Source organism: Chitiniphilus eburneus, assembly GCF_005048205.1.
In the GTDB taxonomy this organism is placed as follows: Bacteria; Pseudomonadota; Gammaproteobacteria; order Burkholderiales; family Chitinibacteraceae; genus Chitiniphilus; species Chitiniphilus eburneus.
The window spans coordinates 36557-62299 of the sequence record NZ_SUMF01000001.1 but is presented as its reverse complement, the minus strand read 5'-3'; the positions used below and the strand labels follow the sequence as shown (position 1 = coordinate 62299).

Annotated in this window: 25 protein-coding genes; 24 read left to right on the top strand and 1 reads right to left on the bottom strand. The window is 60.1% G+C overall.

The window, feature by feature from the left end:
• The first annotated feature begins 3 nt into the window (after positions 1-3).
• From rpoD to FAZ21_RS00180, 21 genes are all read left to right on the top strand, one after another.
• Positions 4-1944, top strand: coding sequence for an RNA polymerase sigma factor RpoD (gene rpoD / locus FAZ21_RS00280; protein WP_136771281.1), 1941 nt, complete (start codon positions 4-6; stop codon positions 1942-1944).
• 778 nt (positions 1945-2722) lie between these two features.
• The gene (locus FAZ21_RS00275) at positions 2723-3757 is read left to right on the top strand and encodes a glycosyltransferase (protein ID WP_136771280.1); all 1035 of its coding nucleotides are present in this window, start codon (positions 2723-2725) and stop codon (positions 3755-3757) included.
• The gene (locus tag FAZ21_RS00270) at positions 3744-4886 is read left to right on the top strand and encodes an FAD-dependent oxidoreductase (protein WP_136771279.1); all 1143 of its coding nucleotides are present in this window, start codon (positions 3744-3746) and stop codon (positions 4884-4886) included. The genes FAZ21_RS00275 and FAZ21_RS00270 overlap by 14 nt, the downstream gene beginning before the upstream one ends.
• Positions 4887-5681 carry an NAD-dependent epimerase/dehydratase family protein gene (locus FAZ21_RS00265; protein WP_136771278.1) on the top strand — a complete coding sequence of 265 codons (795 nt, stop codon included), beginning with the start codon at positions 4887-4889 and terminating at the stop codon, positions 5679-5681.
• Complete coding sequence (locus tag FAZ21_RS00260; RefSeq protein ID WP_136771277.1) at positions 5678-6508, top strand: sugar phosphate isomerase/epimerase family protein; 831 nt, start codon at positions 5678-5680, stop codon at positions 6506-6508. The genes FAZ21_RS00265 and FAZ21_RS00260 overlap by 4 nt, the downstream gene beginning before the upstream one ends.
• A complete protein-coding gene (locus FAZ21_RS00255; protein ID WP_136771276.1) occupies positions 6508-6864 on the top strand; it encodes an EamA family transporter in 357 nt (118 codons plus the stop codon). The genes FAZ21_RS00260 and FAZ21_RS00255 overlap by 1 nt, the downstream gene beginning before the upstream one ends.
• Positions 6861-7679 carry a glycosyltransferase family 2 protein gene (locus FAZ21_RS00250; protein WP_136771275.1) on the top strand — a complete coding sequence of 273 codons (819 nt, stop codon included), beginning with the start codon at positions 6861-6863 and terminating at the stop codon, positions 7677-7679. The genes FAZ21_RS00255 and FAZ21_RS00250 overlap by 4 nt, the downstream gene beginning before the upstream one ends.
• 199 nt (positions 7680-7878) lie before the next feature.
• Complete coding sequence (locus FAZ21_RS00245) at positions 7879-9726, top strand: hypothetical protein (protein WP_136771274.1); 1848 nt, start codon at positions 7879-7881, stop codon at positions 9724-9726.
• Between the two features lie 546 nt (positions 9727-10272).
• Positions 10273-10587, top strand: coding sequence for a hypothetical protein (locus tag FAZ21_RS00240; RefSeq protein ID WP_136771273.1), 315 nt, complete (start codon positions 10273-10275; stop codon positions 10585-10587).
• A gap of 192 nt (positions 10588-10779) precedes the next feature.
• Positions 10780-10995: a hypothetical protein gene (locus FAZ21_RS00235; protein WP_136771272.1), complete on the top strand. Its 216-nt coding sequence runs from the start codon at positions 10780-10782 to the stop codon at positions 10993-10995.
• A 262-nt stretch (positions 10996-11257) separates the two neighbouring features.
• Complete coding sequence (locus FAZ21_RS00230; RefSeq protein WP_136771271.1) at positions 11258-13171, top strand: methyl-accepting chemotaxis protein; 1914 nt, start codon at positions 11258-11260, stop codon at positions 13169-13171.
• Positions 13168-14601 (top strand): chemotaxis protein CheW, encoded by a 1434-nt coding sequence (locus FAZ21_RS00225; RefSeq protein WP_136771270.1) that lies wholly within the window; start codon positions 13168-13170, stop codon positions 14599-14601. The genes FAZ21_RS00230 and FAZ21_RS00225 overlap by 4 nt, the downstream gene beginning before the upstream one ends.
• On the top strand, positions 14594-15679 hold the full coding sequence (gene cheB, locus FAZ21_RS00220) for a chemotaxis-specific protein-glutamate methyltransferase CheB (RefSeq protein WP_136771269.1): 1086 nt from the start codon (positions 14594-14596) through the stop codon (positions 15677-15679). Before FAZ21_RS00225 ends, cheB begins: the two co-directional genes overlap by 8 nt.
• Positions 15680-15686: 7 nt before the next feature.
• Positions 15687-16295, top strand: a complete 609-nt coding sequence (locus FAZ21_RS00215) for a HEAT repeat domain-containing protein (RefSeq protein ID WP_136771268.1) — start codon at positions 15687-15689, stop codon at positions 16293-16295.
• Positions 16288-17160, top strand: coding sequence for a CheR family methyltransferase (locus FAZ21_RS00210; RefSeq protein WP_136771267.1), 873 nt, complete (start codon positions 16288-16290; stop codon positions 17158-17160). The genes FAZ21_RS00215 and FAZ21_RS00210 overlap by 8 nt, the downstream gene beginning before the upstream one ends.
• Positions 17157-17528: a response regulator gene (locus FAZ21_RS00205; protein WP_136771266.1), complete on the top strand. Its 372-nt coding sequence runs from the start codon at positions 17157-17159 to the stop codon at positions 17526-17528. The genes FAZ21_RS00210 and FAZ21_RS00205 overlap by 4 nt, the downstream gene beginning before the upstream one ends.
• 1 nt (position 17529) lies before the next feature.
• Positions 17530-19683: a chemotaxis protein CheA gene (locus FAZ21_RS00200; RefSeq protein WP_136771265.1), complete on the top strand. Its 2154-nt coding sequence runs from the start codon at positions 17530-17532 to the stop codon at positions 19681-19683.
• Positions 19683-19979 carry a hypothetical protein gene (locus FAZ21_RS00195; protein WP_136771264.1) on the top strand — a complete coding sequence of 99 codons (297 nt, stop codon included), beginning with the start codon at positions 19683-19685 and terminating at the stop codon, positions 19977-19979. Before FAZ21_RS00200 ends, FAZ21_RS00195 begins: the two co-directional genes overlap by 1 nt.
• Complete coding sequence (locus FAZ21_RS00190) at positions 19972-20346, top strand: response regulator transcription factor (protein ID WP_211243325.1); 375 nt, start codon at positions 19972-19974, stop codon at positions 20344-20346. The genes FAZ21_RS00195 and FAZ21_RS00190 overlap by 8 nt, the downstream gene beginning before the upstream one ends.
• 11 nt (positions 20347-20357) lie before the next feature.
• Positions 20358-20981: a chemotaxis protein CheC gene (locus tag FAZ21_RS00185; protein WP_211243324.1), complete on the top strand. Its 624-nt coding sequence runs from the start codon at positions 20358-20360 to the stop codon at positions 20979-20981.
• Complete coding sequence (locus FAZ21_RS00180) at positions 20978-22150, top strand: sensor histidine kinase (protein WP_136771263.1); 1173 nt, start codon at positions 20978-20980, stop codon at positions 22148-22150. Before FAZ21_RS00185 ends, FAZ21_RS00180 begins: the two co-directional genes overlap by 4 nt.
• A 3-nt stretch (positions 22151-22153) precedes the next feature.
• Here FAZ21_RS00180 and FAZ21_RS00175 read toward each other — a convergent pair whose 3' ends face one another.
• A complete protein-coding gene (locus FAZ21_RS00175; protein ID WP_136771262.1) occupies positions 22154-22891 on the bottom strand; it encodes a competence/damage-inducible protein A in 738 nt (245 codons plus the stop codon).
• Positions 22892-23029: 138 nt separating this feature from the next.
• On the opposite strand from FAZ21_RS00175, the gene FAZ21_RS00170 reads away from it, so the two are divergent.
• From FAZ21_RS00170 to FAZ21_RS00160, 3 genes are read left to right on the top strand one after another with little or no spacing between them, the layout of a single operon-like run.
• Positions 23030-23854, top strand: a complete 825-nt coding sequence (locus FAZ21_RS00170; protein ID WP_136771261.1) for a ferritin family protein — start codon at positions 23030-23032, stop codon at positions 23852-23854.
• A gap of 3 nt (positions 23855-23857) precedes the next feature.
• Positions 23858-24349, top strand: a complete 492-nt coding sequence (rfaE2, locus tag FAZ21_RS00165) for a D-glycero-beta-D-manno-heptose 1-phosphate adenylyltransferase (RefSeq protein WP_136771260.1) — start codon at positions 23858-23860, stop codon at positions 24347-24349.
• Positions 24346-25692 carry a mechanosensitive ion channel family protein gene (locus FAZ21_RS00160; RefSeq protein ID WP_169307187.1) on the top strand — a complete coding sequence of 449 codons (1347 nt, stop codon included), beginning with the start codon at positions 24346-24348 and terminating at the stop codon, positions 25690-25692. Before rfaE2 ends, FAZ21_RS00160 begins: the two co-directional genes overlap by 4 nt.
• The last annotated feature ends 51 nt before the right edge of the window (positions 25693-25743 follow it).

The following is a 25743-nucleotide window of genomic DNA, read 5'->3' as shown; positions in this document are numbered from 1 at the left end:
CACATGGCGGCAGATCACGAATTCGACAGAGAAGAGGCAGAACGCACCGACTTCAAGGAGCCGAAACGCGAGAACAGCGAAAAACTGGACGCGGATGCCCGCAAGGCCAAGTTCAAATCGCTGATCGTACTCGGCAAGGAGCGGGGCTACCTGACCTACGCAGAGATCAACGATCACCTTCCCGACGACATGCTCGATGCCGAGCAGATCGAGGGCGTGATCAGCATGATCTCGAACATGGGCATCCAGGTGTACGACGAAGCACCGGACGCCGAAGAACTGCTGATGTCCGACGCCACCCCGGCGGTCACCGACGATGATGCCGCGGAAGAAGCCGAGGCAGCCTTGTCCTCGGTCGACTCCGAGTTCGGCCGGACCACCGACCCGGTGCGCATGTACATGCGCGAGATGGGCACGGTGGAACTCCTCACCCGCGAAGGCGAAATCGAAATTGCCAAGCGGATCGAGGAAGGCCTCAAGCACATGATCCAGGCGATTTCCGCCTGCCCGACCACGATCGAGACCATTCTCGAACTGGTTGATCGCGGCCTGAACGACGAAATCCGCATCGATGACGTCATCGACGGCGTGATCGACCCGAATGCCGTCGAGGAAGTACCCGCCCCCACGGCGCCGGAAATGTCGGACGAGGACGATCTCGACGACGACGAAGAGGCCGAAGAGGAAGACAGCGAAGCCATCGCCAGCGCCAACCTCGAGTTGCTCAAGGGCCAGGTGCGCGAGCACTTCGACATCGTTCGTGCCCAGTTCGACCTGATGATGAAGGCACTGGCCAAGGAAGGTGCGCACGGCAAGAACTATGTCGCCGCCCAGCAGGTCATCGCCGAGCAGTTCCAGTTCATCCGCTTCTCTGCCCGCCAGGTCGAGGCGCTCTGTGATCAATTGCGCACGATGGTCGACGAGATCCGTGGCCACGAGCGCGAGATCATGGATCTGTGCCTGCAAAAGGTGCAGATGCCACGCGACCATTTCATCAAGACCTTCCCCGGCCGTGAAACCGACACCCACTGGGTGGTTGAAGAAATCGCCGGTGGTTACCGCTATTCCGGCGTACTCGAGCGTTATCAGCACGCCATCATGGAAAAGCAGGGCAAGCTGGCCGAGCTCCAGGATCGGGCACGCCTGCCGATTCGCGAGTTGAAGGAAATCAATCGCCAGATGAGCACCGGCGAGGCCAAGGCCCGCCGCGCCAAGCGCGAAATGATCGAAGCCAACCTGCGTCTGGTGATCTCGATCGCCAAGAAGTACACCAATCGTGGCCTGCAATTCCTCGACCTGATCCAGGAAGGCAACATCGGGCTGATGAAGGCCGTGGACAAGTTCGAATACCGCCGCGGTTACAAGTTCTCGACCTACGCCACCTGGTGGATCCGGCAGGCCATCACCCGTTCGATCGCCGACCAGGCGCGCACCATCCGCATTCCGGTGCACATGATCGAAACGATCAACAAGATGAACCGCATCCAGCGCCAGATCCTTCAGGAAACCGGCCTGGAGCCGACGCCCGAAGAACTGGCCGGCAAGATGGAAATGCCGGAGGAAAAGATCCGCAAGATCCTGAAGATCGCCAAGGAACCGATCTCGATGGAAACGCCGATCGGCGACGACGACGATTCCCATCTGGGCGACTTCATCGAGGACCAGAACAACATGGCCCCCTCGGATGCGGCGGTGTATGCCGGCCTGCGCGAAGCCACCAAGGAAATCCTCGACACGCTCACCCCGCGCGAGGCCAAGGTGCTGCGGATGCGTTTCGGTATCGACATGAACACCGATCACACGCTGGAAGAAGTCGGCAAGCAGTTCGATGTCACCCGCGAGCGGATCCGCCAGATCGAAGCCAAGGCGTTGCGCAAGCTGCGCCACCCCACGCGCTCCGAGCGGCTGAAGAGCTTCCTGGAAAGTGTGAGCAACGAACAGTAGGAGTGGCCCGTTTTTTTCGGGTCTTGGAGCCCCGGTTGGTCGCTAGGTAGACGAGTTGCTCATGTTCCTGCAACTAATTGGGGCTTTTAAAACTCTTGGGCCAAATGTCGCTTTCTTGAGGTGTCTAGAACCTGTAATATTAACCACTTCGGGCCTCTAGCTCATGCTTGGTTAGAGCAGCGGACTCATAAAGGTTGTGCCATACATTTGGAAACTGTGTATGGGATGGTGTCAAAGTCGGCGAAACCTAAGCGCAACCGCGTATGGCAACGCCGAGCCAAGCTTCAGCGCGAAAGTGCAGTTGAAGGTGTAGAGACTAGACGGCACCCACCTAAGGCGAAAGCTATGGTGAAGGCATAGTCCAGGGAGTAGCGAAAGCTACGCAAACCGGAATCCGTTGGTGCTGGGTTCGACTCCCAGGGGGCCCACCAAGAAAAAAAGCCAACCTCTTGCGAGGTTGGCTTTTTTGTTTCTTTTGAACCTTGGATCAACTTGATCCGCCCCGGAGAGCAAACTTTCTGCTTCCTGCTTGTTCGATTTGTTTATCATAGGGTTATTCAGCTAATTGCGCAGCCTCAACTCATCGTGGATTGGGTTCGACGCGTGTGCGAAGAAAATGGGAAGCTTTATTATCTCCGGCAGGGCCGGCGCAAGTATGAAAATCTGAGACAGGCTTCGATGGTTAAGACGGCTTTTTATTGCCTGATCGGCTTTTTTTGATAATGCAAAGAGTTTTCCTATTATTTCAATAGTTGCGATAAAGGGTGTTGGGGTTAATATGGAATTCTTCCCGGTTTTCTTGTCTGTTGTGTTTGTTGTACGCAATCAAGGACCTCAGTTGGAGAGCGTCCTTAAAAATGCATCTTCAAGAATATCGTCCTATGTGAGCGATTATGAGCTGATTATTGTTGATAACGCTTCTGGTGACGACAGTGTTGGAGTTCTGAAAGGCTTGACGTCTTCTGACGGCTTGCCCAACCTCCAGGTATACGCATTGACGAAAGAAGTGAGCAGTGACACCGCGGCGTGGGTGGGGCTTGAGAATGCGTTAGGTGATTTCATTGTAGTCATTGATCCTTTTGCTGATGATATTGAGTTTTTACCCCAAATGCTTGATAAAGCCGTTAGCGGTGCTGATGTTGTTTTTGCCAGTAACCAGCAGCAGCCACGTCAAAAGCGGGCTTACCGTATGGCGTATGGCGTTTTTAATTTTCTATACAAGAACTTTGGCGGGGTTCATCTGGCAAAAGAAGCGCCAAATTATCGAGTTCTCAGCAAACGAGTGATCAATTTCATACTTCAACACCCGCAGCCATCGATAACCTATCGACACTTGCCGGCAACGGGTGGTTTTGCTCGTGTAAATATGGAATATAGTGCCAAGCCTTATGCGGAAAATAATAAAAATCTGAGGGAAAGCATTGATCGGGGAATGCGCTTGCTTGTTTCAACTACTCAAGGGCCGATGCGGTTGGTTACAAGCTTGTCCTTGTTTGGTGCCGCAGCAAACCTGCTCTATTCAATTTACGTTGTTACGGTTGGCATATTCAAGTCGGATGTTGCTCCGGGATGGGTGAGCATGTCGCTGCAGCAGTCCGGTATGTTTTTTCTTATTTCGTTGGTGCTCCTGGTGCTGGGCGAATACATACTGCAAATGGCCAGCTTGACCAATGAGGGCCCTCTTTATCATGTGGGGCAGGAATTTACCAGTGCACGCATGACCCGAAAAGAAAAACTGAATATCGAAGTGGTCGGCTCACAGACAATGGAAAATTCAAACACGCCGGGCGGGGAAGGGCATGGCCGTGACTGATGATATTGTGGACGCGGTAATTATCGGTGGCGGTTTTTACGGTACGGCCATCGCTATCTATCTGGCAAAACAGCGTGGCTTGCGGCGGATCGTTTTGATTGAAAAAGAGCCTGAACTGCTGAAGCGCGCGTCATACAATAATCAGGCCCGGGTGCACAATGGCTATCACTACCCCCGGAGCTTCACGACAGCGTTCCGTAGCCGCGTCAACTTGCCCAAATTCGTGCGAGACTGGCCACAGGCCGTGAAGCGTGATTTCACCAAACTTTATGCTATTTCACGGCGTAACTCCAAAGTTACCGCCAAGCAGTTTGAACGGTTCTGCCATGAAATTGGAGCGGAAATCAAGCCAGCGGAAGCGAGCTTAAAGCGGCTATTTGAGCCTCGCCTTATCGAAGATGTGTTCCTCGTTGAAGAGTATGCATTTGATGCGACTCAACTTGCCAATTGGGCTGAAAGCGAGATGCGCGAGGCTGATATCAAAATACATTTTTCAGCTCGGGCAACCATGATTTCTCGTTCACCTCAAGGGCATCTGACGGTGGAGGTGCAGCGCGAAGCCAGTGATGTTGAGCTGTTTAATTGCCGCTATGTTTTCAATTGCACCTACAGTGGGCTTAATCAGTTTACGGGCGGGTTTCCTGGCACGAAAACGGGTCTCAAGCAAGAGGTTACTGAAATGGCGCTCATGCAGGCCCCTGACATCCTTAAGGATATCGGGATCACGGTCATGGACGGACCGTTTTTTTCCATGATGCCATTCCCTGCTAGAAACCTGCATACTCTTTCACACGTTCGCTATACTCCGCATTTCAATTGGGAGGATGTGCGAGGAGTTGATCCATACCAGAAGCTGGACGATTACGACCAGGCAACTCGAGTGGATCGCATGGTTCGAGACGTGGGGCGGTATCTTCCCGCACTCCGTTCCGCCAAATATGTTGACTCACTTTTCGAAGTGAAGACTGTATTGGTCAAGAATGAAGGGGATGATGGGCGCCCCATTCTTTTTGAAAAGCATGCTGAATTGCCTGGCTGTTTTTCCATTTTGGGCGGGAAGATCGACAATATTTACGATGTGCTGGAAAAGCTTGAGGCTGAAGAATTCAACAATTTGAAGGAGTCGTGAATGGAGAACGCCCTGATTGGTTTTTCAGGCTTCGTGGGGAGTACACTTCTGAAGCAGGCGCAATTTGGCGCACTTTACCGCTCCACCAACATTCAAGAAATTCAAAACAAGGAATTTGACCTCGTTGTATGTGCTGGAGCCCCTGCGCAAAAATGGATTGCAAATCGTGATCCTGAGGCGGATCGGGAAAAAATTGATGAATTGATCCGGCATCTTGGTACAGTAAAATGTAAAGCCTTTGTTTTAATCAGCACTGTCGATGTCTTTAAAGTTCCCATTGATGTAGACGAAACCACTGTGATCGATGAGAACGGCTTGCATCCCTATGGCTTGCATCGTCGAATTCTCGAAAAATTTGTTCAGGACCATTTTTCAGAGCATGTGATTATTCGCTTGCCTGGCTTGGTTGGGCCTGGCTTGCGTAAGAATGTGATTTTTGATTTTCTTAATAAAAACAACCTTCATTCAATCGAAAGCAGAGGGGTATTTCAATTCTACCCCATGGTAAATCTGTGGAGTGACATCCAGACTGCTCGGCGGGAAGGACTCCGGCTGGTGCATCTTACCGCCGAGCCAATGAGCGTTGCAGATATTTCCCTTTCAGGCTTTGGAATACCTTTTGCCCAGGAGCTTTCCAATGACCCTGCCCGATACGATATGAAAACAAGATATGCTCATCTGTTTGGTGCCGAAGGCGGTTATCAATATGACATGCGTGAAGTGATTCTGGCTGTTCGCGCATATGCACAATCCGAGCCGGTTACATTAAAACATGAATCGGGAGCATTATCGTGAGACTTGCGATCTCGAACATCGCATGGGATATCTCGGAGGATGACGACGTTGTTCAGCTGCTGAAAAAATTCGACGTCGATGCAATTGATGTCGCTCCGGGCAAATACTTTCCGGCCCCTGCCAGCGCAAAAGAGAAGGACATCTCCCGGGTCAAGCAATGGTGGTATGAAAGAGGGATCGAAATCACGGGTATGCAAGCCCTGCTGTTTGGTACGAACGGGCTGAATGTATTCGGGGCCGCAAACGTTCAGGAAGCGCTACTTGGCCATCTTGAAGCCGTTTGCCGTATTGGTGCAGGGCTTGGCGCCAAACGATTGGTGTTTGGCTCACCCAAAAATCGCGATCGTTCCGGGCTTAGTGATGATCAGGCACTAAACGAAGCGGTGGATTTCTTTAGACGCCTTGGAGATATTGCTCAGGCGCAGGGTGTCATCATATGTCTGGAGCCTAATCCTGTATGCTACGGCGCCAATTTCATGACTACTTCTGCGGAAACCGCGCACGTTGTGAGAGCTGTCGATCATCAATCCATTCGAATGCAGTTTGATACCGGAGCATTGGCAATCAATGCGGAGTCCGCAGAAGCCGTACTGGCTGATAATGCGGATCTGATAGGGCATGTGCATGCTAGCGAACCAGGCTTGCTTCCGTTGGGAGATGGCGGTGCCGATCATCTGTCGATGTATCAAGCACTCCTCAGGCACCTTCCGGATCACGTGGTATCCATTGAGATGGTTGCAACGAAAGAAGAACCCCATCTCCGTGCTATGGAGCGTGCACTGTCATGTGCGGTTAGCCACTATCGCCCGCAAAAGGATGCACTCTAATGAAATGGCTGATCTTGATGCTTGGTATCGGTGCCAATGCATCAGCAAGCGTTCTGGTTAAGATTGCGATGATGCCTCCTCGGAAATTTCCCTCCTTAACTGATCCCATGTCTGCCCTTACCAATTGGCCTTTCTGGCTGGGGCTGGCTTTGTATGGTGGGGCCTTTTTGCTCTATGCGGCCGCACTGGCGCGCTTGCCATTAAATGTTGCGCATCCTGTGCTGACATCCGGCGCTGTGGCGACCGTGGCGGTGCTTTCTATCTTGGTTTTTCGTGAACCATTTCAATGGACCACTATTACAGGCATATTGCTTGTAATTGCTGGTGTCGTGCTCATTACGGCAGGTGTGGCATGAATCAGGCCGATATCATCCAAATATCGCAGCAAGAGCGAGCGAAATGGCAGATTCCAAGCATGGAGGTATCGTTCTGGCAGGGGCGGCAAAGGGCCTATTGTGTTGTCATCCCCGTGATTAACGAAGGCAAGCGAATCAAGAATTTGCTTGGGCGGATGAAGGCGCTGCAAATTTCAGAGATGGCCGATATCATCATCGTCGATGGTGGCAGTACGGATGGCTCACTGGATAATGCGGAACTCCTGCAGGAGAACGTATGCGGTCTGATTGTGAAAAAAGGCCCTGGCAAACTGAGTAGCCAGCTTAGATGTGCTTATTCATTTGCCCTCGATCAAGGCTACATGGGAATCATCACTATCGATGGAAATGACAAGGATGATCCTGAAGCTATTCCGCGGTTCGTTGATGCACTCCAGGATGGCGTTGATTTCGTGCAAGCCTCAAGATTCCTATCGGGAGGCGTCGCAGAAAATACGCCAAAATCCAGAGATTTTGCAATCCGCTATATTCATGCTCCATGCCTTAGATTTGCATCCGGATTTAAGTGGACAGATACAACGCAGGGCTTCAGAGCCTATAGCAGAAAAATGCTTCTCGATACACGTGTCGCGCCGTTTCGAGACACTTTCTTTCAATATGAGCTGCTTGCCTATCTATCGTATCGAGCCCCCAGGCTCGGCTACCACTGTCTGGAGTTGCCAACAGTCAGGAGATATCCAAAGGGGGAGGTCCCCACAAAAATAAGTGGGATACGAGGCAACCTTGTTGTACTGAAGACGCTTTTTTGTGCCTGCGCAGGGTTTTATAACCCCTGATTTTCTTTTTGTTAACGGTAAAACATCAATTTTGGCGAGCAGAATGCTGAATAATCCGTGTGAGAAAGACAGGGCTCAGATATATGGTATCGTATACTGGGCGATCGTTATCTTGGTTGCATCGTTAAATATCTCGTTGGCATCGCATTATGTTTCATCGGCTCCGTTGGTGGATGGGTGGGCTGTTTGGAACCGAATAATGATGCTGAATTTCAAAGAGATGTCGTTCTTTGATTATCTGTTTGGTTATTTTGGCGCGCATCCACATTCTATTGTCATGTTCCTGGCATGGCTAGACTATAAGTTCTTTGATGGAAGCCAGGTACTGATGGCTTCGGTTTCGTATGCCAGTACCATGGCTTTTGCATTGTTTTCTGCATATCTGTTTTTTTGCTGGGCAAAAAGAAATAAGGCACCCTTGCTTTCCATGATGCTCGGGGGCGCCGTTATTGCCTCTTTAAGCACCAGCTTGGCAGATTGGCAAGTCATGACGATTCCGTTTCACTGTGTTTTATCCGTATCTCGGTTGTTTTACCTGGTTCTCCTCTGGGCTTTGCTCAAAAATCTTCGCAATGGGTCGGGGCTTGGAATGCTGACCCTGACACTCGTTGCCTGCCTTGCCACTACTTTTCATGGAACTGGGCTATTATTTTCAATAATATACTTGCTATTGACGGTTCTTGTTTTTCGAGGATGGTTACGTATATTCATTGGGGTCTTCCCAGTCATCACCTGGTCCGTACAGTCGTATTTTTATAAAATTGGCGGTGAAGTTGATAGCCTTTCTTCGGTTTTTTCTTTTGAAGGGCTTGCTGATTTATCAAAATCCTTTTTCATGTATTTCAGTACGCCGTTGGCTCCGCTATTCAATGGAGTAGATAAATACCCGTTTTTTGTCATTGGATTTATTTTGGTGGTCTTGTTGGTTTGGTTGGTCATGAAGGGGATGCTTAATGTCATTAAAGCCAGATCGTTAAGTGGTGAGCGTGATCCCGGTACAATTGAGAATATTTATGCTGGCACATTAAGCTTGCTTTTGTTGCTTTCAGGTCTTGCCGCATCAGCCCTGATGGTGGTTAGGACTGGTTCTTTGGCAGATGCATATGTTCTAATTACAGCCCGTTATGTTGCCTATGCCTTGATTTCATATTCGTTGGCTGTATGTTTTCTTGTAAAAATTGGTACGCTAAACCGCTCTCTTAGAGCGCTTTCAATGGTGGGTTTGCTATTCCTGGCATTTGTTGCGCTGTACCCTTCGGTTACTTTTTCAAAAAACTATCAGAATGATGTGATATTGAATCGGGCTGTTGCCTTGATTTCCTCCGGATCCTCCCCGCTCGAACCAACTGCCGATAGTATATGGCTTAATGCGAAAGGTGACTGGTATTGGGTTAATGCACTTCCCCGGACTGTAATGTATATGAAGGAGGAGAAATTAGGTCCATGGGCGGATTTGCCTTCCCTTGGCCAAGCATATATTGGTCTTGGGGGTGGAGTAAGAGTGCGTGATGTGATTTATTCTGACTTCGATTCCAGTTGCCACAATATCAGTTACTTTAAGGGGGTTCTTCAAGAACCTCCCCATAGGGCGTTTTCAAGAAGTGGCGTTGCTCCAGTCCTTGATATGGCGAAGAAAGTGATTGGTTTTTCTTCCTATACGAACAATTCTGGGGTCTACGAAGTGGAAGGATTCGTTGTCGATGATTCACGTGTGCCGACTAAACTCATTTCGATAGGCCCTTTGGGTAAGGAATATAGTGGGGATGGCAAGCTTATGGCCATAGCCCCCTACAACTTGACCGATCAAACATGGCTGAACGGTGTGGCTAGGAATTGGCCAGGGTTTTTTGTTGAAGATTCCGAGCCCAATCGAAAGATGCTTACTGTTGGGAGGGTTCTCAGATTTCCGGATGGCTCGTACCAATCAATTGAGCGTCAAATAATTGCAAACGGGTTTTTGAATATACATACAGACAACCCGATCAAGAATGGTGAGGCGGTAGGATTCCCGAAAAAAATCAAAGTGCTTGGTTGGTGCAACCAGTAGGGCTGTCCAGTTTTTGATAGAAATTGGCCCCGGGTGTAAGCCAGCATTGCTGTGCTTACCCGCTGCGGGCTCGATCCGCGGACGCCAATCCCTGGTGCAGGCGCTGGTGTGAGTGCCACCCCGCCCATCTATTGATGGGCGGGCTACCACACGGTGGGTGGTCACCGCAGCGGTAACGCTGAAGTTCATCCAAGGGGATCTGGGGCATTACTTGTATGGGTGGTGTGTGGGGGAAGTAGAGCCAGGGGGAGGGGGTTCTTCTTGCCTCGCATTATCGGCATATGGGAAAGCTGTAACTAAAACCGGCGTCATTGCGCTCGCTGACATCACTACCAGCGTTGGTGGCTACGGCTTGCTTGAAGGTAGTGTCGCTGCAGTGGCGCCGGGAAGTGCTGGGTATCCGGTTGCCTGGGCGACTCAAAAGACAGAAGTTGTGGGCTCCTGGCATGAAGGCCTGAGGCATACCACCGTTATGCCAATATTTCCCTCGTTTGAGAGTTGGTAGCGGCAATGCTAAAGGAATCGGATCACCATCCTGGAGCTCCCGTGCGTCACATGGCCTTGTTTGCGTTGCTGCTTGCCGCCCAGGCCCAGGCCCAGGCCGCGCCGGCCGGGCCCCATCCATTGCGCCTCACCGGGCAATATACGTGTGCCGACGACGTGCGTTTCCACGTGCGTGCCAATATCGACGGAAAGACGCTCTACCTCTACACCCCGCATCGCATCTTTCCGTTGCAGCAGCGGTCACGCAACGAGGGCTTCGAGTGGGCCAACCCCGAGCTCACCTGGGTGGGTACACCTGCAGCCAGCGCCCTGCATAGCGAGCATGGGGTGGTGGCACACGATTGCCGCAAACGTTAAGGGCCCGGGGCGGTTCGCTTTACCACGCGGCGTTCGAGCCCAACCGGCCAATCATCTACTGGTGGAGCTGGCCCCACGCATATTGCGCCATTGTCCGGCTTCAGCACTTCCAAACCTCCTACATCGCTTTCGTGTATCACGGCGTAACCTGAATTTCACGAAAGGGGTTGCTGCCACATGGAGGGCACGAAGATGCGCTACGAAATGTTGAATCACATGCCGGAATTGTTTCGCGCGCTAGGCAATATCCAGCACGGCAAGGGCCAGCCGGCCGACGCCGAATCCCATATGCACTACTGCATGCTGCAAGCCAATGGCCTTGCGCAACGCAGCGGTGGCGGGTTTATCCTGACCGAGCGTGGAGAGCACCTCATCTCGCGGCGCGAAGCGGATCAGGCCCGTCACTGACCGCCAGATACGGTTGCCAGGCAAACTTGGCCCGCGACGTCGCTCGCGGGCTTTCACATTCAGGTTCTTCTCACTTGCTCGGCGCTTGGTTTTGTAGGAATTCGCCTACAGGAACTTCAGCGCTTCGTACTCCTTACAGTCATCCCGCCTCTTTTAAACTCGCGGATGCCCGGTCGTGCGTGCAGTCGCACCCGCTCGCAACCCTCTATTTCTCCCATTCGGAACGCCCGAGCCGGTGCGTTCCCCACTCAGCGAGACCCCAATGGCCCTGGTGCGCAAAGGAACCGACCCCAGCCTGTCGCAATACGACGTCGAGCCTGGGACCGACCAGGCCCCGCGTGAGGTGGAGCGGCTGCGTCAGCAAGCGCGTGCCACCGCCCGTCGCCAGCAACTGGCCGAGCGCCTGGGCGTTGCCACCCAGCAACTGGCCGCCGGCATTGCCGAATCGGCTACCGCAGCCGAAGAACTCCAGCGCAGCATGGACCAGATCGCCAGCGGCGCCGAAGAAGCATCCGGTGCCTCGCAGGTTTCCGCCGTTGCCGTGGCCGAAGCGAGCCGGCACTTCGAGGCCCAACGTGAACTGACCGCCGATATGCAGCGCAAGGTGGAGCAACTGCAAGCGCTCGGCAGCGGTGTCAGTGCCCAGATCCGCCTCACGCTGGTGGGCATCGACGGTATCGATACCCATCAGCGCAACGCCGTGCAGCGGGTATCGGCCATGACCGCCATGGCCGGCGATATCGGCCAGATGGCCGATGCCGTCCTGTTCATTGCCGACCAGACCAACCTGCTCGCGTTGAACGCCGCGATCGAGGCCGCCAAGGCCGGACGGCACGGCAAGGGCTTTGCCGTGATTGCCGGCGAAATCCGCCAACTGGCCGGCGATGCCGAAACCAATGCCGGGCAGATCGGCGACCTGGTCAAGGGAGTCCAGGCCGGCATCGGCGAAATCGTCGCCGCCATCGAGCGCTCATCGCAGCGTATCGGCGAGCAGGTCGCAGCCGGCAGCCGGGTCGATGGGCAACTGGTCCGCATGCGAGACGACATCGAACAGATCCTGGTCGCCGCTGCGCGCATCAATACCGGGGCCGTCGAGGCCGCCCTGTCGGCGCAGCAGGTGGCGCGCGGCACCGAGGTGGTCGCCACCGCCGCGCAACAACAGTCCGTCGCCTGCCAGGAAGCACTCCAGACGATCACCGAGCAAAGCGTTGCACTGGCCCAGGGCGAGGCCGCAACGCGTGCGCTTGCCGCGCTGGCGGACGAGTTCCGTAGCGGCACCCAGGCGTCTCGCGTGTCCGCCATGTCCGAGGCCGCGCTGGCGCTGTCCACCACGGTCCAGGAACTGGGACATGCCTCGGGACAGATCAGCGTGGCCTTGCAGCAGATCGGCCGAGGCGCCCAGGACCAGTCGGCCGCCACCACCGAGCAGTCCGCCGCCGCCGATCATATCGAACGCAACGCCGCTGCGGCGCAGGAAGAAGCTCGCCACAGCATCGAGCGCGCCACAGCCATGCAGGTGCTGCTCCAGGACAATCGCCGCGAAGTCGAGGCGCTGATCGCCGGCGTGCGCGACACCGGCGAAGATAACCGGCGCTGCCAGGGGCTGATCGCCGAACTCGACACGCAGCGGCGCCAGATCGAAAAGGCCATCGAAGCACTGTCGATGATCGCCATCCAGACCAATATGCTGGCCGTGACCGGTGCGGTGGAGGCCGCCAATGCCGCCGAGAACGGCCGCGGTTTCGTCACCGTTTCGGCCGACATCAAGAAGCTGGCCGGCACCGCCCTCGGCAATGCCGGCCACATCAAGGACGTGGTGCGCCAGTTACAGGACACGCTGTACGAAGTACGGCGTGTTGTCGATGAAGTGGGCGTGCTGACGCAGGCCGAGATCGGCAAGACACAACGCATCGCCGAAGGGCTGGCGGACATGGAAGCCGACTTCGACGCACTGGTGGGGCAGGGGCGCAGTGTCGGCGATGCCGCGGGCGAAATCGGTCAGCGCGTCTCGCTGCTGCGCCAGGGCATTGGCCAGATTGCCGTGGCCGCAGCCCAGGCCAGCGGCTCGGCGGGCGAAGCATCGGTGGCCGCGCGACAGCAGATGCGCGGGATGGAAGATCTGGCCGCCGCAGTCGAGGAAGTGACCGCGCTCACCGACGCGCTGAAATCCGCATGAGCGCCACTGTTGCCGACGTCGCAAGCGGACAGGACGCCGGCTGGCTGGTCTATCGCGTCGGCGACCTCACGCTGACCAGCCCGCTCGACCAACTGGCCGAAGTCACTCGTCTGCCGACCTTGTATCCGGTACCGCTGGCGCCCCCTGGCATGCTGGGCATGATCAACCTGCGAGGACGTGCGCTGGCCGTGCTCAGCATGAGCGCATTGCTGGGCCAGCTTGCCGTGCCGCCCACGCCGGGCAGTCGCCTGTTGGTGCTGTACCACGGCGCGCAGGGTGTGCTGGTGGATGCGGTGCACGGCGTGGCCGAATTCGAGCCGGCCGCGCTGCAACCGGCCGATGCTGAACAGCGCGCCGCCGGCTGGGCCGGATTATTCGCCGCCCAAGGCGAATGGCCCGACCTGCTGGTGCCCGATCTCGCCCGCCTGGCCGCCGCCAGCGTGCGACCGGCGCGCAGCGCGCCCACACAGGCGCCCGCCGACACGCCGCAAACCATGGAGCAGGCCGCCGATCTGCTGCTGGCCTTTGCCCTGGGCGACCAGGAATACGCCGTGCCGGTGGCACAGGTGCGCGAAGTGGTGGCCGCCCCCACCGAACTGCTGGTGGCGCCGCGCATGCTGCCGCACATGCTGGGGCTGATGTCCTCGCGTGGTCGCCTGTTGCCGGTGCTCGACGCGCGAGCCGCGCTGGATGCGCCGGACGGCACGGCGCGGCAGGTACTGGTGCTGCGGGTCGGCGCGGTCGAGGCCGGCCTGTTGGTCGACGGCGCCACCGAAGTGATCGACCGTGCCGCCGGGCCGGTTCAGCCGGTGCCGCCCCTGCTGGTCGCCAGCGGGGAAATGGCCGAAATCGACGGCATTCTGCGGCTGGACGACGGTCGACGGCTGGTGTCGCTGCTGGCGACCGCACAACTCTTGAACGACCCGGCGCTCGCCGGGCTGGAGCACGACATGGCCGAAGACGATCCGGCATCGACGCAGGACGACGATGCGTTGCGCGTCGCGGTGTTCAGCGTAGGCGCCGCAGAGTTCGGCATCGACGTGCGGCAGGTGTTGGAAATCGTGGCCCAGCCGGATCGCCTGACACCCGCCCCGCGCGCACCGCTGGGGGTGATCGGCGTGGTCAACCTGCACGGCGTGGCCGTCCCGGTGATCGATGCCCAGGCGCGGCTCGGTTTCGCCCCCACGCCGCGCCCGCGTGCGCGCATCCTGGTGCTGTCCGGCACCGATGGCGCGCGCACCGGTCTGCTGGTCGATGCTGTGCATGACGTCCTGGCGTTGCCCGATGATGCGGCCGAGTTGCCCGCGCTGTCGGATGAACAGACGCGGCTGGTGCGCCGCGTCGCCGTCACGCCCGATCGCATGTTGCTGGTGGTCGATGCCGAAGGCCTGCTGGCCGGATTGCCCCAATGGGAGCCGGCGGATGCGTAGCCTGTCCCCGATCCGGTTACTGATCGTCGACGATTCCGCGCTGATGCGGCGGCACCTGGCGCGCTTGTTCGAAGCCGAAGGCGATTTCGAAGTGATGACCTGCCCCGACGGCGCCAGTGCCTTGCAGGCCGTGCCGCGATTCCGCCCCGACGTCCTGTCGCTGGATGTCACCATGCCTGGCCTGGACGGCCTCTCGGTGCTGGCGCGACTGATGGTCGAGCATCCACTGCCAGTGGTGATGGTATCCACGCTCACCGGGCACGGCACGCTGGCGACGCTGGAAGCGCTGGCGATGGGGGCGGTCGATTGCATCGCCAAGCCACGGCTGGCCCCGCTGACCGACGATGCCGAGGCCGCTCTTGCCGCCGCCAATATCGAGATCGTCGAAAAAATCCGCGCTGCCGCCAGGGCCACGATGCGTCCGGCGCCCGTTGTCGTCGCGCCGCGCGGCCCAGCGCGTCCTCCTGTCATGGAAAAGGGCGAGGCGGGACCATTGCCGGGCCTGGTGCTGATCGGCGTTTCCACCGGCGGGCCGCGTACGCTGGAGCGCATCCTGCCGTTGCTGCCGGCCGATTTTCCGTGGCCGGTGGTTGTCTGCCAGCACATGCCGGCCGCCTTCACCGGCGCCTTCGCCGCGCGGCTGGACAAGCTTTGCCCGCTGCGCGTGCGCGAAGTGGCCGCACCGACGCCGCTGGCCCCTGGCATCCATGTGGCGCGCGGCGATGCCGACCTGGTACTTGCACAGCGCGGCGACACCATTGTCGCCATGCCGCGTCCGACGCAACCCGACTATCACTGGCACCCTGCCATCGATGGCATGGTCCGCAGCGCCATGAACTGCCTGCCACCTCAGCGCCTGATCGGTGTGCTGCTGACCGGCATGGGCGACGACGGCGCCACCGCGATGCGCCAGCTGCGCAGCCAGGGGGGCCGCACCGTCGCCGAATCGGCCGAGAGCGCCGTGGTGTTCGGCATGCCCCAGGCACTGATCGCCGCCGACGGCGCCAGCGTCGTGCTGGCTGCCGACCAGATCGCCCACCAGCTACAGCAATGGGCGTGCGCGCCCATTGTTCAGTGAGAACCACATGGCCCTGATCAAGACCACCAGCCCTCTGTCACCCGCGCCGCCCCCAGCCCGTGACCGCCTGCTGGACGAACTGCGCGCCGTCGACGCCGCAACGCGTGGTTGCGCTGCCGCAGCGCTGGGATCGCGGGGCGATGCCCACGCCGAACTGCTCGATGCCTGGGATACCGAACCCGACGCCACCGTGCGCCTGCGCCTGTTGACCGCGCTCGCCACGCATCCCGACGAGCAGGTCACGCAGCGGCTGGCGCAGGCATTGCGCGGCGCCGATACCGTGCGCCGCACCGAACTCGTCGATGTACTACGCGAACTGCCCGGCAACGCCCCAGCCGTGGTCGTGCTGCTGGACGATCCCGATCCCGACCTGCGCATCTACGCGCTCAACGCCCTGCGCATGGTCCCCACGCCGCAGGCGCTGGCGCGGGTGGCGCAACTGCTGTGGGATGATCCGCACGTCAATGTCTGCGGCGTGGCGATCGAATGGCTGGCCGAAGTGGGCACTCCGACGCAACTGCCCGCGCTGCACGCGGTACGCGCCCGTTTTCCCGGCGTGGAATTCATCGGCTTCGCGGTGGATCTGGCGGTGGCCCGGATCGGCGGCCATGACTGAGCCCGTGGCGTCGCGCGAGCCCGAAATCAGTCATGCCGATTTCGAGCGCTTCAGCGATTTTTTCTACCGCAAGACCGGCATCGTCTTCGACCAGGGCAAGCGCTACTTCGTCGATCGCCGACTACAGCGGCGCATGTCCGAGACCGGGCACGCCGAATTCGACGCCTATTTTGGCGCGCTACTGGCCGGCTGCGACCGCCCCGGCGGCGAAATGCAGCAGTTGATCAATGCCATGACGATCAACGAAACCTACTTCTACCGCGAGGAATACCAGTTCCGCTGCCTGGTCGAATCGCTGCTGCCCGACCTGCTGTCACGACGTGGCCCGGACGAAACGCTGCGTATCTGGTCGATTCCCGCCGCCTCGGGTGAAGAACCGTATTCGCTCGCGATCTACCTGCTGGAACACTGGCCGCTGCTGGCTGAACGCAATGTCGAACTGCTGGCTTCGGACATCGATACCGAAATGCTCGACCTGGCCCGTGCCGGACTGTACCCCGCGCGCGCGCTGCACCAATTGCCGCAGCCACTGCGCGACCGCTACTTCATGCGCGAAGCGGGTGGCCATCGCATCGATGCCATGCTGCGCGACGCCATCGCCTTCAGCGCCGTCAATGTCTGCGATGTCGAGTCGATGCGCGCCTGGCGCGACGTGGACGTCGTGTTCTGCCGCAACCTGCTGATCTACTTTGACGACCTGTCACGGCGACAGGCCGCCGAGGCGCTGTACGACGCATTGCGGCCGGGGGGCTACATCTGCCTGGGGCATGCCGAATCGATGAGCCGTATCTCGTCGCTCTTCACCGTGCGCAAGTTCCCCGATGCCATCGTCTACCAGAAACCCATCGAATCGAGGCCGCGATGAAACACGTCCTGATCGTCGACGACGCGCTGACCGTGCGGCGTTACCACCGCCAGATCCTGGAGGCGGCGGGCTTTCGCGTCAGCGAGGCTGCCAATGGCGCGGAAGGGCTGGAAAAAGCGCTGTCCGACCGGTTCGATCTGCTGGTGCTCGACGTGAACATGCCGATGATGGATGGCTACACACTACTGAGCACGCTACGCCGCGAACCGGCGCTGGAGGCCGTTCCCGCCATCGTCGTCACCACCGAGCACGGCCCGGTGCAGCAGGCGCGTGCCGAAGCGGCCGGCGCCAACTTCATGCTGGTCAAGCCGGTGCCGGCCGCCGACCTGACGCTATACGCCACCATGCTCTGTGGCGGGGTCGGGTGACATGGATCCATTGCTGGCGCAGTTTCTCGACGAAACCCGCGAACACCTGCTGTTGATCGGCCAGGGGCTGGAGCAACTGGCGCGCAACCCGGCGCGGCGCGACGCCATCGAAGCGGTGCATCGCGCCGCGCACACCATCAAAGGCTCATGCGGGCTGTTCGGCTTCGAGCCGATCCTGGAGATCACGCACGCCGCCGAAACCTGCCTGGGCGACGCGCGCGACGACACGGCGACGCTGACACCGCCGCAACTGGCCGCGTTGCTGGCGGCCTTCGACGACATAGCCGACTGGCTGGAGCGACTGGATGGCACTCACTTGCCGCCAGAATCGGACGCGGTGGCCCGGCGCCATGTGGCCACCCTCGCGGGGCGGGGGGCGGTTACGCCCGTGACGACCTCCACCGTAGCGGTGCCGCAAGCCCTGCGCGATGCGCTGCGCGCATCGGGCTCGCCTGCCGGATCGTTGCTCCATGTGTGCTACACGCCGGATCCCGACTGCTTCTTCAGCGGCGAAGACCCGCTCTACACGCTGCGACAACTACCGGGCCTGGTGGCGCTGCACCTGGAGGAACCGGCGCCGCAGCCGCTGGCCGGGCTCGATCCCTATCGCTGCCGGCTGGTACTGCATGCGTTATCCGATGCGTCGCCGGACGACGTGACCAAGGCACTGCGCACGGTGGCGTCCCAAGTGAGCATCGCGCCGCTGCCCGCGTTGCCGGTGGTACTGGACAGCGGGCCGCAACGCGCGGCTGCAGCGTTGCTGACACAGCAGCGATCACTGCTGCGCCACGCCATCACCGCTGGCAACGCGGAAGGCGCCTTGCGCTCCATCGCCACCGTGTTGCGCAATTGCTGTACCGCGCTAGGCTGGCCGGAGGAAGCGGCGCACTGGCAGGAACCGTTGTCGCCGGAGGTCGCGCTGCAACGGCTGGATGACGTGCTCGCCCGCCTGGCCGCACCGGAAAAGCCGCATGTCGAGGCGCCCGCACCGCGTGCCGAAGCGTTGCGCATCGATCCGGCACTGATCGACCGCCTGCTCGATGTGACCACCGAGCTGGGTGTCTCGCGCACCGCGCTGGCCGATCTGGCGCGGCGCGCACAGGCCGACCCTGCCGCCGCATCGTTCGGTCGCGAACTGTGGAGCTGGCATACACGGCTGGACCGCGATCTGCGCGACTTGCAGGCGGCATTGCAGGAAGCGCGACTGGTGCCGCTGTCGGAGGTGTTCGAGCGCCTGCCGCGCCAGGCGCGGCAGTTGGCGCGGCAACTGGACAAGAAGGTGGCGCTGCATCTCGAAGGCGAGGGGCTGCGCGTGGACAAGAGCGTGGCCGCAGCGTTGCACGAGCCGATGATCCACCTGTTGCGCAACGCCATCGACCACGGTCTGGAGCCATCGGCCGAGCGGCTTGCCGCAGGCAAGCCGGCCGAGGGCACCCTGACGGTGCGGGCGAGCCAGGTACAGGACCGGCTGTTGATCGAGGTTGCCGACGACGGGCGCGGCATCGACAGCGCGCGCATCCGCCAGCGCGCCGCCGAGCGTGGCGTGCTGGATGCGGCGCAACTGGCGGCGCTGCCCGACGAGGCTGCGCTGCAACTGGTCTTCGAGCCGGGCTTTTCGACGGCGGCCACCGTGACCGAGGTGTCGGGGCGCGGCGTGGGCATGGACGTGGTGCGCACCGCTGTCGGCGCGCTCGGCGGCGCGGTCAGCCTGAGCGCCCGTCCGGGGGAGGGCACTACGCTGGCGCTCAGCCTGCCGGTGCAACTGGCGCTGGCGCAGGTCGTGGTCGTGGAGGTGGCGCGGCAACGCTTCGGCGTGCCGCTGACACAGTTGCTGGAAGTGGTGCGCCCACAGCCGGACGACCTACGGCGCTTGAAACGACGCGACATACTGGCCTGGCGCGACGAGGTCTTGCCGTTGGTGTCGCTGTCGCGCGTACTGGGCCTGCCCGTAACGGCGCGCCCGCCGGACGCCGCCGTGGTGCTGCATACCGCGCAGGGCCGCATCGCGCTGGCGGTGGATGCCGTGGGCGACAGCCTGGACATCGTGGTCAAGCCGTTGACCGGCCTGCTCGCCGGCCTGCCGTGCTACGACGGCTCGGCGCTGCTGGCCGATGGCAGCGTGCTGCTGGTGCTCAACCCGCAAGGATTGCTCTGATGTTCCGCGCCGACAATACCCAAGGCTGGCTGGAAGGCGTCTGCGGCATCGACGACGTGGCGCCGCTGCTCGACTGGCTGCTGGCAACCCCGGGGGCGCGGCTCGATCTGGCCGGCTGCCGACACCTGCATTGCGCGGTGATACAGCTATTGCTCAGCGCCCGCCCCAGGCTCATCGCGCTGCCGGCCGACGCCTGGATGGCGCGATTTCTTTCTCCGACGCTTGCCGGTCTGGCTGGCGTTCCAACAGAATCCGGGCCAGGCCCCGGTCACCCGACAAGGAACCCGCATGAGTGACATGGCAAAAACGGTATTGATCGTGGACGACAGCGCGCTCTCACGCATGTTGATTCGCAAGCTGATCCTGGAAAGCCATCCCGACTGGCAGATCCTGGAGGCCCCCGACGGTGAGGCGGCGCTGACCATGGCGCACGCCCGGTCGCCCGACCTGATCACGCTCGACATCAACATGCCTGGCATGGGCGGGCTGGATGCAGCGGTTGCGCTCAAACAGCAATGCCCATCGGCCAAGCTGGCGGTGATGACCGCCAACATCCAGGACAGCGTGCGGCAGAAGGTCCAGGCGCTGGGCATCTTCTTCGTCGCCCTGGTGGAAAAGCCCGTCACGCGCGAAGGCGTGGACAAGATCCTGTTCGGGCTGTGATCGTGGACGCCGTGCTCAACCCATTACAGCAGGACACGCTCACCGAGTTCTTCAACATCGCGATGGGGCGCGCCGCCGCCACGCTCAGCCGCATGGTCAGCGAAGAGGTTTCGCTCAGCGTGCCGCAGATGCGCTTCGTGCGCCGCAGCGAGGCGGCCGACCTGATCGGCGCCACCGAAGACCGCGTTTGCAGCGTGATGCAGACGCTGCGCGGCCACTTTGCCGCCGACGCGATGCTGATCTTCCCCGAGACGCGCAGCCTCGAAATCGTGCGCGTGATGATCGGCGACACACTGCCGCTGGAAGACATCACCGAGATGGAACAGGAGGCAATGACCGAGGTCGGCAACATCATCCTCAATGCCTGCATTGGCACCCTGTCCAACCTGCTGGATGGCGACTTCACCATCGGCCTGCCGTCGTTTCGCGTCGGCAGTTGCAGCGAGATCCTCAATGGCTTCCGGCCCGCGCTCGACGAACTGGTGCTGCTGCTGCACATCAATTTCAGCGTCGAACGCTATGCCATCCAGGGCTACGTGGTGTTCCTCCAGGACGTGGCCGCGTTTTCCTCCTTCGTCGAGAGCATCGACCGCTTCCTGGAACGCGCCATGAATGGCGCGGGGGCTGGAATGTGACACAGCCCACACGCTCCGAAGGGCTGGCCGAGCTGGGCTGGCAGGCCCTGGCCTCGCTCAACGTCGGCGTGATCGTCGTCGATCCGGATGAGCGCGTGCGCGTGTGGAACGGCTGGATCGTGGCGCACTCGGGCATCGCCGAAGCGGAAGCGCTGGATCGGCCGCTGCGTACCTTGTTTCCATCGCTGGAAGGCGGCTATCTGCACGAAACGCTGCGCGCCGCACTGGAGCTGGGACACCCGTCGGTGCTGTCGCATTCGCTGCACGAAGCCCAATTGCCACTCTATGGCCTGCCGCTGGGGGCGCAAGTGCCGCTGATGCAGCATGTGCATCTGATCCCCCTGCCCGGCACGCCGCGCCATTGCATGATCCAGGTGACCGATGCCAGCGCCGCGCTCAAGCGCGAGGCCATGCTCAAGCGCAAGGCGCGGCTGTTACAGGAAAGCCTCGAATTGCAGCACTCGCTGATCAACGAGCTGGAACACAGCCAGGACTCGCTGGAACTGCTGGTACAGGAGCGCACCACGCAACTGGAGGAACTGGCCGGGCATCTGCAGGATCTGAGCGAGCGTGAGAAAGCCAAGCTGGCGCGCGAGCTGCACGACGAACTCGGCGCCATCCTCACCGCCATCCGCATCGATATCTCGTGGTTGCAGCGCTCGCTGGGCGAGTTGCCGCCGATGGGTGCCGCCAAGCTGCAACGCATGCTGACCAACCTGGACCGCGGCATCCAGCTCAAGCGCCGCATCATGGAAGGCATGCGCCCCACGCTGCTGTCCACCTTCGGCATCGTCGTCACGCTGCGCGAGCTGGTACGCGAAGTCGCCGCGCTCAACCAGTGGGCGTTGACACTGCACCTGCCCGATGACGATCTGCAACTGAGCGAGGAACTGTCGATCACCGTGTTCCGGGTCACGCAGGAGGCGCTGACCAATGCCGCCAAGTACGCCGAGGCGACGCGCGTATCCATCGTGTTGTCGGTGGACGAGCGCGAGCTGCTGCTGGCGGTGGAGGACAATGGCGTCGGCATCAACGAACAGGACGCGCAGGCGCCGCGCCGGCACGGCATCCTCGGCATGAAACACCGCGTCTTTGCGCGCGGCGGCTCGTTCGAGCTTCAGAAAGTGGCGCCACACGGCACGCGGGTCGTGGCGCGGATGCCACGGTAGCGGTCAGGTCTCCGGCCGGTAATCCCGTGCCAGCAGGGCACGACAGAGATAATCGTATGCGGCGTCCACCTCGGGCTGGATGCCCGTCAGCGTGAACTCCAGATGCGGCCCGGCGTGGCGCGCATTGCCAAATGATGGCAGGCAGGAAAAGCGCACGTCGGGATAACGCGCCACCAATCGTTCCATTTCCTCGATCAGATCGCCTTCGCGGGCATCGGGCACCAGCAGCGAGCGCCTCACGCCGGCTTCGCCCGGGGTGTATTGTGTATCCAGTACCCATTCGAGCATCGGCCACGCCATTTCGGGGAACCCCGGCAGCAGGTAATGGTGACGGAAACTGCATCCGGCCACCTGGTTCACAGGGTTCGGGATCAGGTGCGCACCGAGTGGAAACTCGGCCATGCGGATGCGATGCGGATGGGCGGCGTCGCCGTGGCGCTCGACGATCAGACGCGCGGCGTCGTCGTTCAACTCCAGCGCGACATTGGCGGCCGAGGCCAGCGCCTGGCGCGTGTGGTCGTCCGGCGTGGCGCCGATGCCGCCGCACGAAATCACGTGGGCGCCGTCAGCCAGCGTCTTGCAGAAGGCCGCGGTCAGAGCTTCGGGGTCATCCGGCAGGTAATGCGCGCCGGTCAGCCGGTGGCCGCGCGGGCCGAGCCGTTCCAGCACCGCAGAAAAGTGCTTGTCCTGACGCCGGCCTTCCAGAATTTCGTCGCCAACGATAAAGAGCTGGAACTCCATGATGAAATCTCCATGACATGTGCAGAATTCGGCTTGCCGCTGGGGAGTGCAAGCAGGTCTAATACCGCCGGGCGCGAAACGCGCACCGTTTTCATCTTGATGATCCATCTTATAACTGCCCTCAGCAGGAGCATGCCGATGTTGTACCCCCAATTGTTCGCCGACCTGGAAAAAGCGCGCTGGAATATGGCCGACGATATTCCCTGGGATCAATTCGACGCCAGCCTCCTGACGGACGACCAGGCGATGACGATCAAGATGAACGCGATCACCGAATGGTCGGCGCTGCCGGCCACCGAGATGTTCCTGCGTGACAACCAGGACGACTCCGACTTTTCGGCGTTCATGTCGATCTGGTTCTACGAGGAACAAAAGCACTCGCTGGTGATGATGGAATACCTGCGCCGCTTCCGTCCGGAACTGTGTCCCACCGAGGAAGAACTGCACGCGGTGCGCTTCGAATTCGACCCGGCGCCGCCGCTGGAAACGCTGATGCTGCATTTTTGCGGCGAGGTGCGCCTGACCCAGTGGTATCGCCGCGCATCCGAATGGCACACCGAACCGGTGATCAAGCAGATCTACAAGGTGCTGTCCACCGACGAAGCCCGCCATGGTGGCGCCTATCTGAAATACATGAAACGCTCGATCGAACGTTGCGGGGTGGAGGCCAAGCAGGCTTTTGCCAAGATCGGCTTCCTGATGGCATCGAGCGCCCGTTCGGGCAAGCCGCTGCACCCGACCAATCTGCACGTGAACAAGGAGCTGTATCCCAACGATACGGTACAGAGCCGCCTGCCGGACCCGGAATGGCTGGAACGCTGGCTGGACGAGCAGATCCAGTTCGGCAAGGAGTGGGAAGCGCGCGTCGTCGGCGGTATCCTGCGCAATCTGTCCAACCTGTTCGAAGTGCCGCTGGAAACCACCGGCGACCTGAACCGCTATCGCAAGCAACTCACGGCCTGAGCCATGGACTACCCGCAGCCCGATTTCGAACGCAAGATCTGCCCGCCCGATCAACTGGCGCGTCGCATGGCCGAATTGCCGCGTCCGCTGGTGTTCACCAACGGCTGTTTCGACATCCTGCATCGCGGCCATGTCACCTACCTGGGCCAGGCGCGCGCGCTGGGCGCCAGCCTGGTGGTGGCGCTCAATACCGATGCGTCGGTGAAGCGCCAGGGCAAGGGCGATGATCGGCCGATCAACGTGATGGAAAACCGCGCGGCGGTGATGGCTGCGCTGGGCTGCGTCGATCTGGTGACCTGGTTCGACGAAGACACGCCGCATGCATTGATCCTGGCCTGCCGTCCCGACGTACTGGTGAAGGGTGGCGACTGGGCGATCGAGCGCATCGTCGGCAGCCGCGAAGTGCTGGAATGGGGCGGCCAGGTGCATTCCATCCCCTTCCTCCACCAGACCTCCACCACGCAAACCCTGCAAAGGATTCGCCAGCTCGGATGATGCAACGGGAAAACCTGATCGTTGAGTTGTTCTCCGATCTGAGCCAGCACGGCGTGGTCCGCCCTGATCTGCTGTGGCAGATCGGCGTGCTGGTGCTGGTGGTGGTGCTGGCCGTGCTCGGCAGCCGCTACATCAAGCCCAGGCTGCACAGCGAACAGCGCCGCTGGAAGTGGGGCAGCGAGGGCTTCTCGCGCGTAGTGTTCCCGCTGCTGGCATTGCTGGGGTTGCTGCTGGGCGGATTGCTGCTCGCACCGTTCTATCCGCTGCCGCACAAGCTGCTGGCGGTGGCCGTGGTGCTGTTCACCGCGATGGTGAACATCCGCACACTGGTCTACGTGCTGCGCAGCACCTTCAACAACGCGCAATGGTTGATCCGCAGCGAAAAATACATCGCGGGCGTCATCTGGACGCTGTATGCCCTGCATGTGGTCGGCGTGCTGGCCGATATCGTCGATGCGCTCAACAGCGTCAGCTTCAAGATCGGCAAGATCAACATCAGCATGCTGGGCGTGATCAATGGCGTGTTCTCGGTGGCGCTGACGCTGCTGGTGGCGATGTGGCTGTCACGGTTGATCGAACAGCGGCTGATGGGCGCCGCACTGATGGACATGAACCTGCGCGTGGTGCTGGCCAAGCTCACGCGCACGTTGCTGGTCACGCTGGCGGTGATCATCGCGCTGCCCCTGGTGGGCATCGACCCGACGGTCCTGTCGGTATTCGGCGGTGCGCTGGGCGTGGGCCTGGGCTTCGGCTTGCAGAAGATCGCTTCCAACTATGTCTCGGGCTTCATCATCCTGCTCGATCGCTCGGTCAAACTGGGCGACCTGATCCAGATCGACAGCCGTCAGGGCGTGATCACCGGGCTGACCTCGCGCTACGTTGTGCTCAAGGGCGCGGACGGCACCGAATCGCTGGTTCCCAACGAAACGCTGATCACCTCCACCGTGGTCAATCAGTCGTACAACGACCGCAGCGTCTGGATCAAGCTGCCGATCTCGGTCGCCTACGAGTCGGACCTGCAACTGGTGATGAAGCTGCTGGTCGATGCCACCCGTGGCATCGAGCGCATCGTGCAGGAGCCGCCGCCCCGGGCGTTCCTGGAAAACTTCGGTGCCAGCGCCGTCGATCTGTCCGTAGGCTTCTGGGTAAAGGATCCCGAGAACGGAACGCTGGCGCTCAAGTCCCAGATCAACGAACGCCTGTGGCAATCGTTCCGCGAGTACCGCATCAACATTCCGTTCAACCGGCTGGACGTCGTGCATTTCCGTCCCGGCGATCGCCTGGCCGGCGACGGCAACCTGCAAGGGCTCGGCCAGCAATCCCCTCCGGATCGCGGCGACTAACGGGGCTGGGCGCGTCGCCCGGGCACGTCCCGATGCGTGGCGATGCACCGG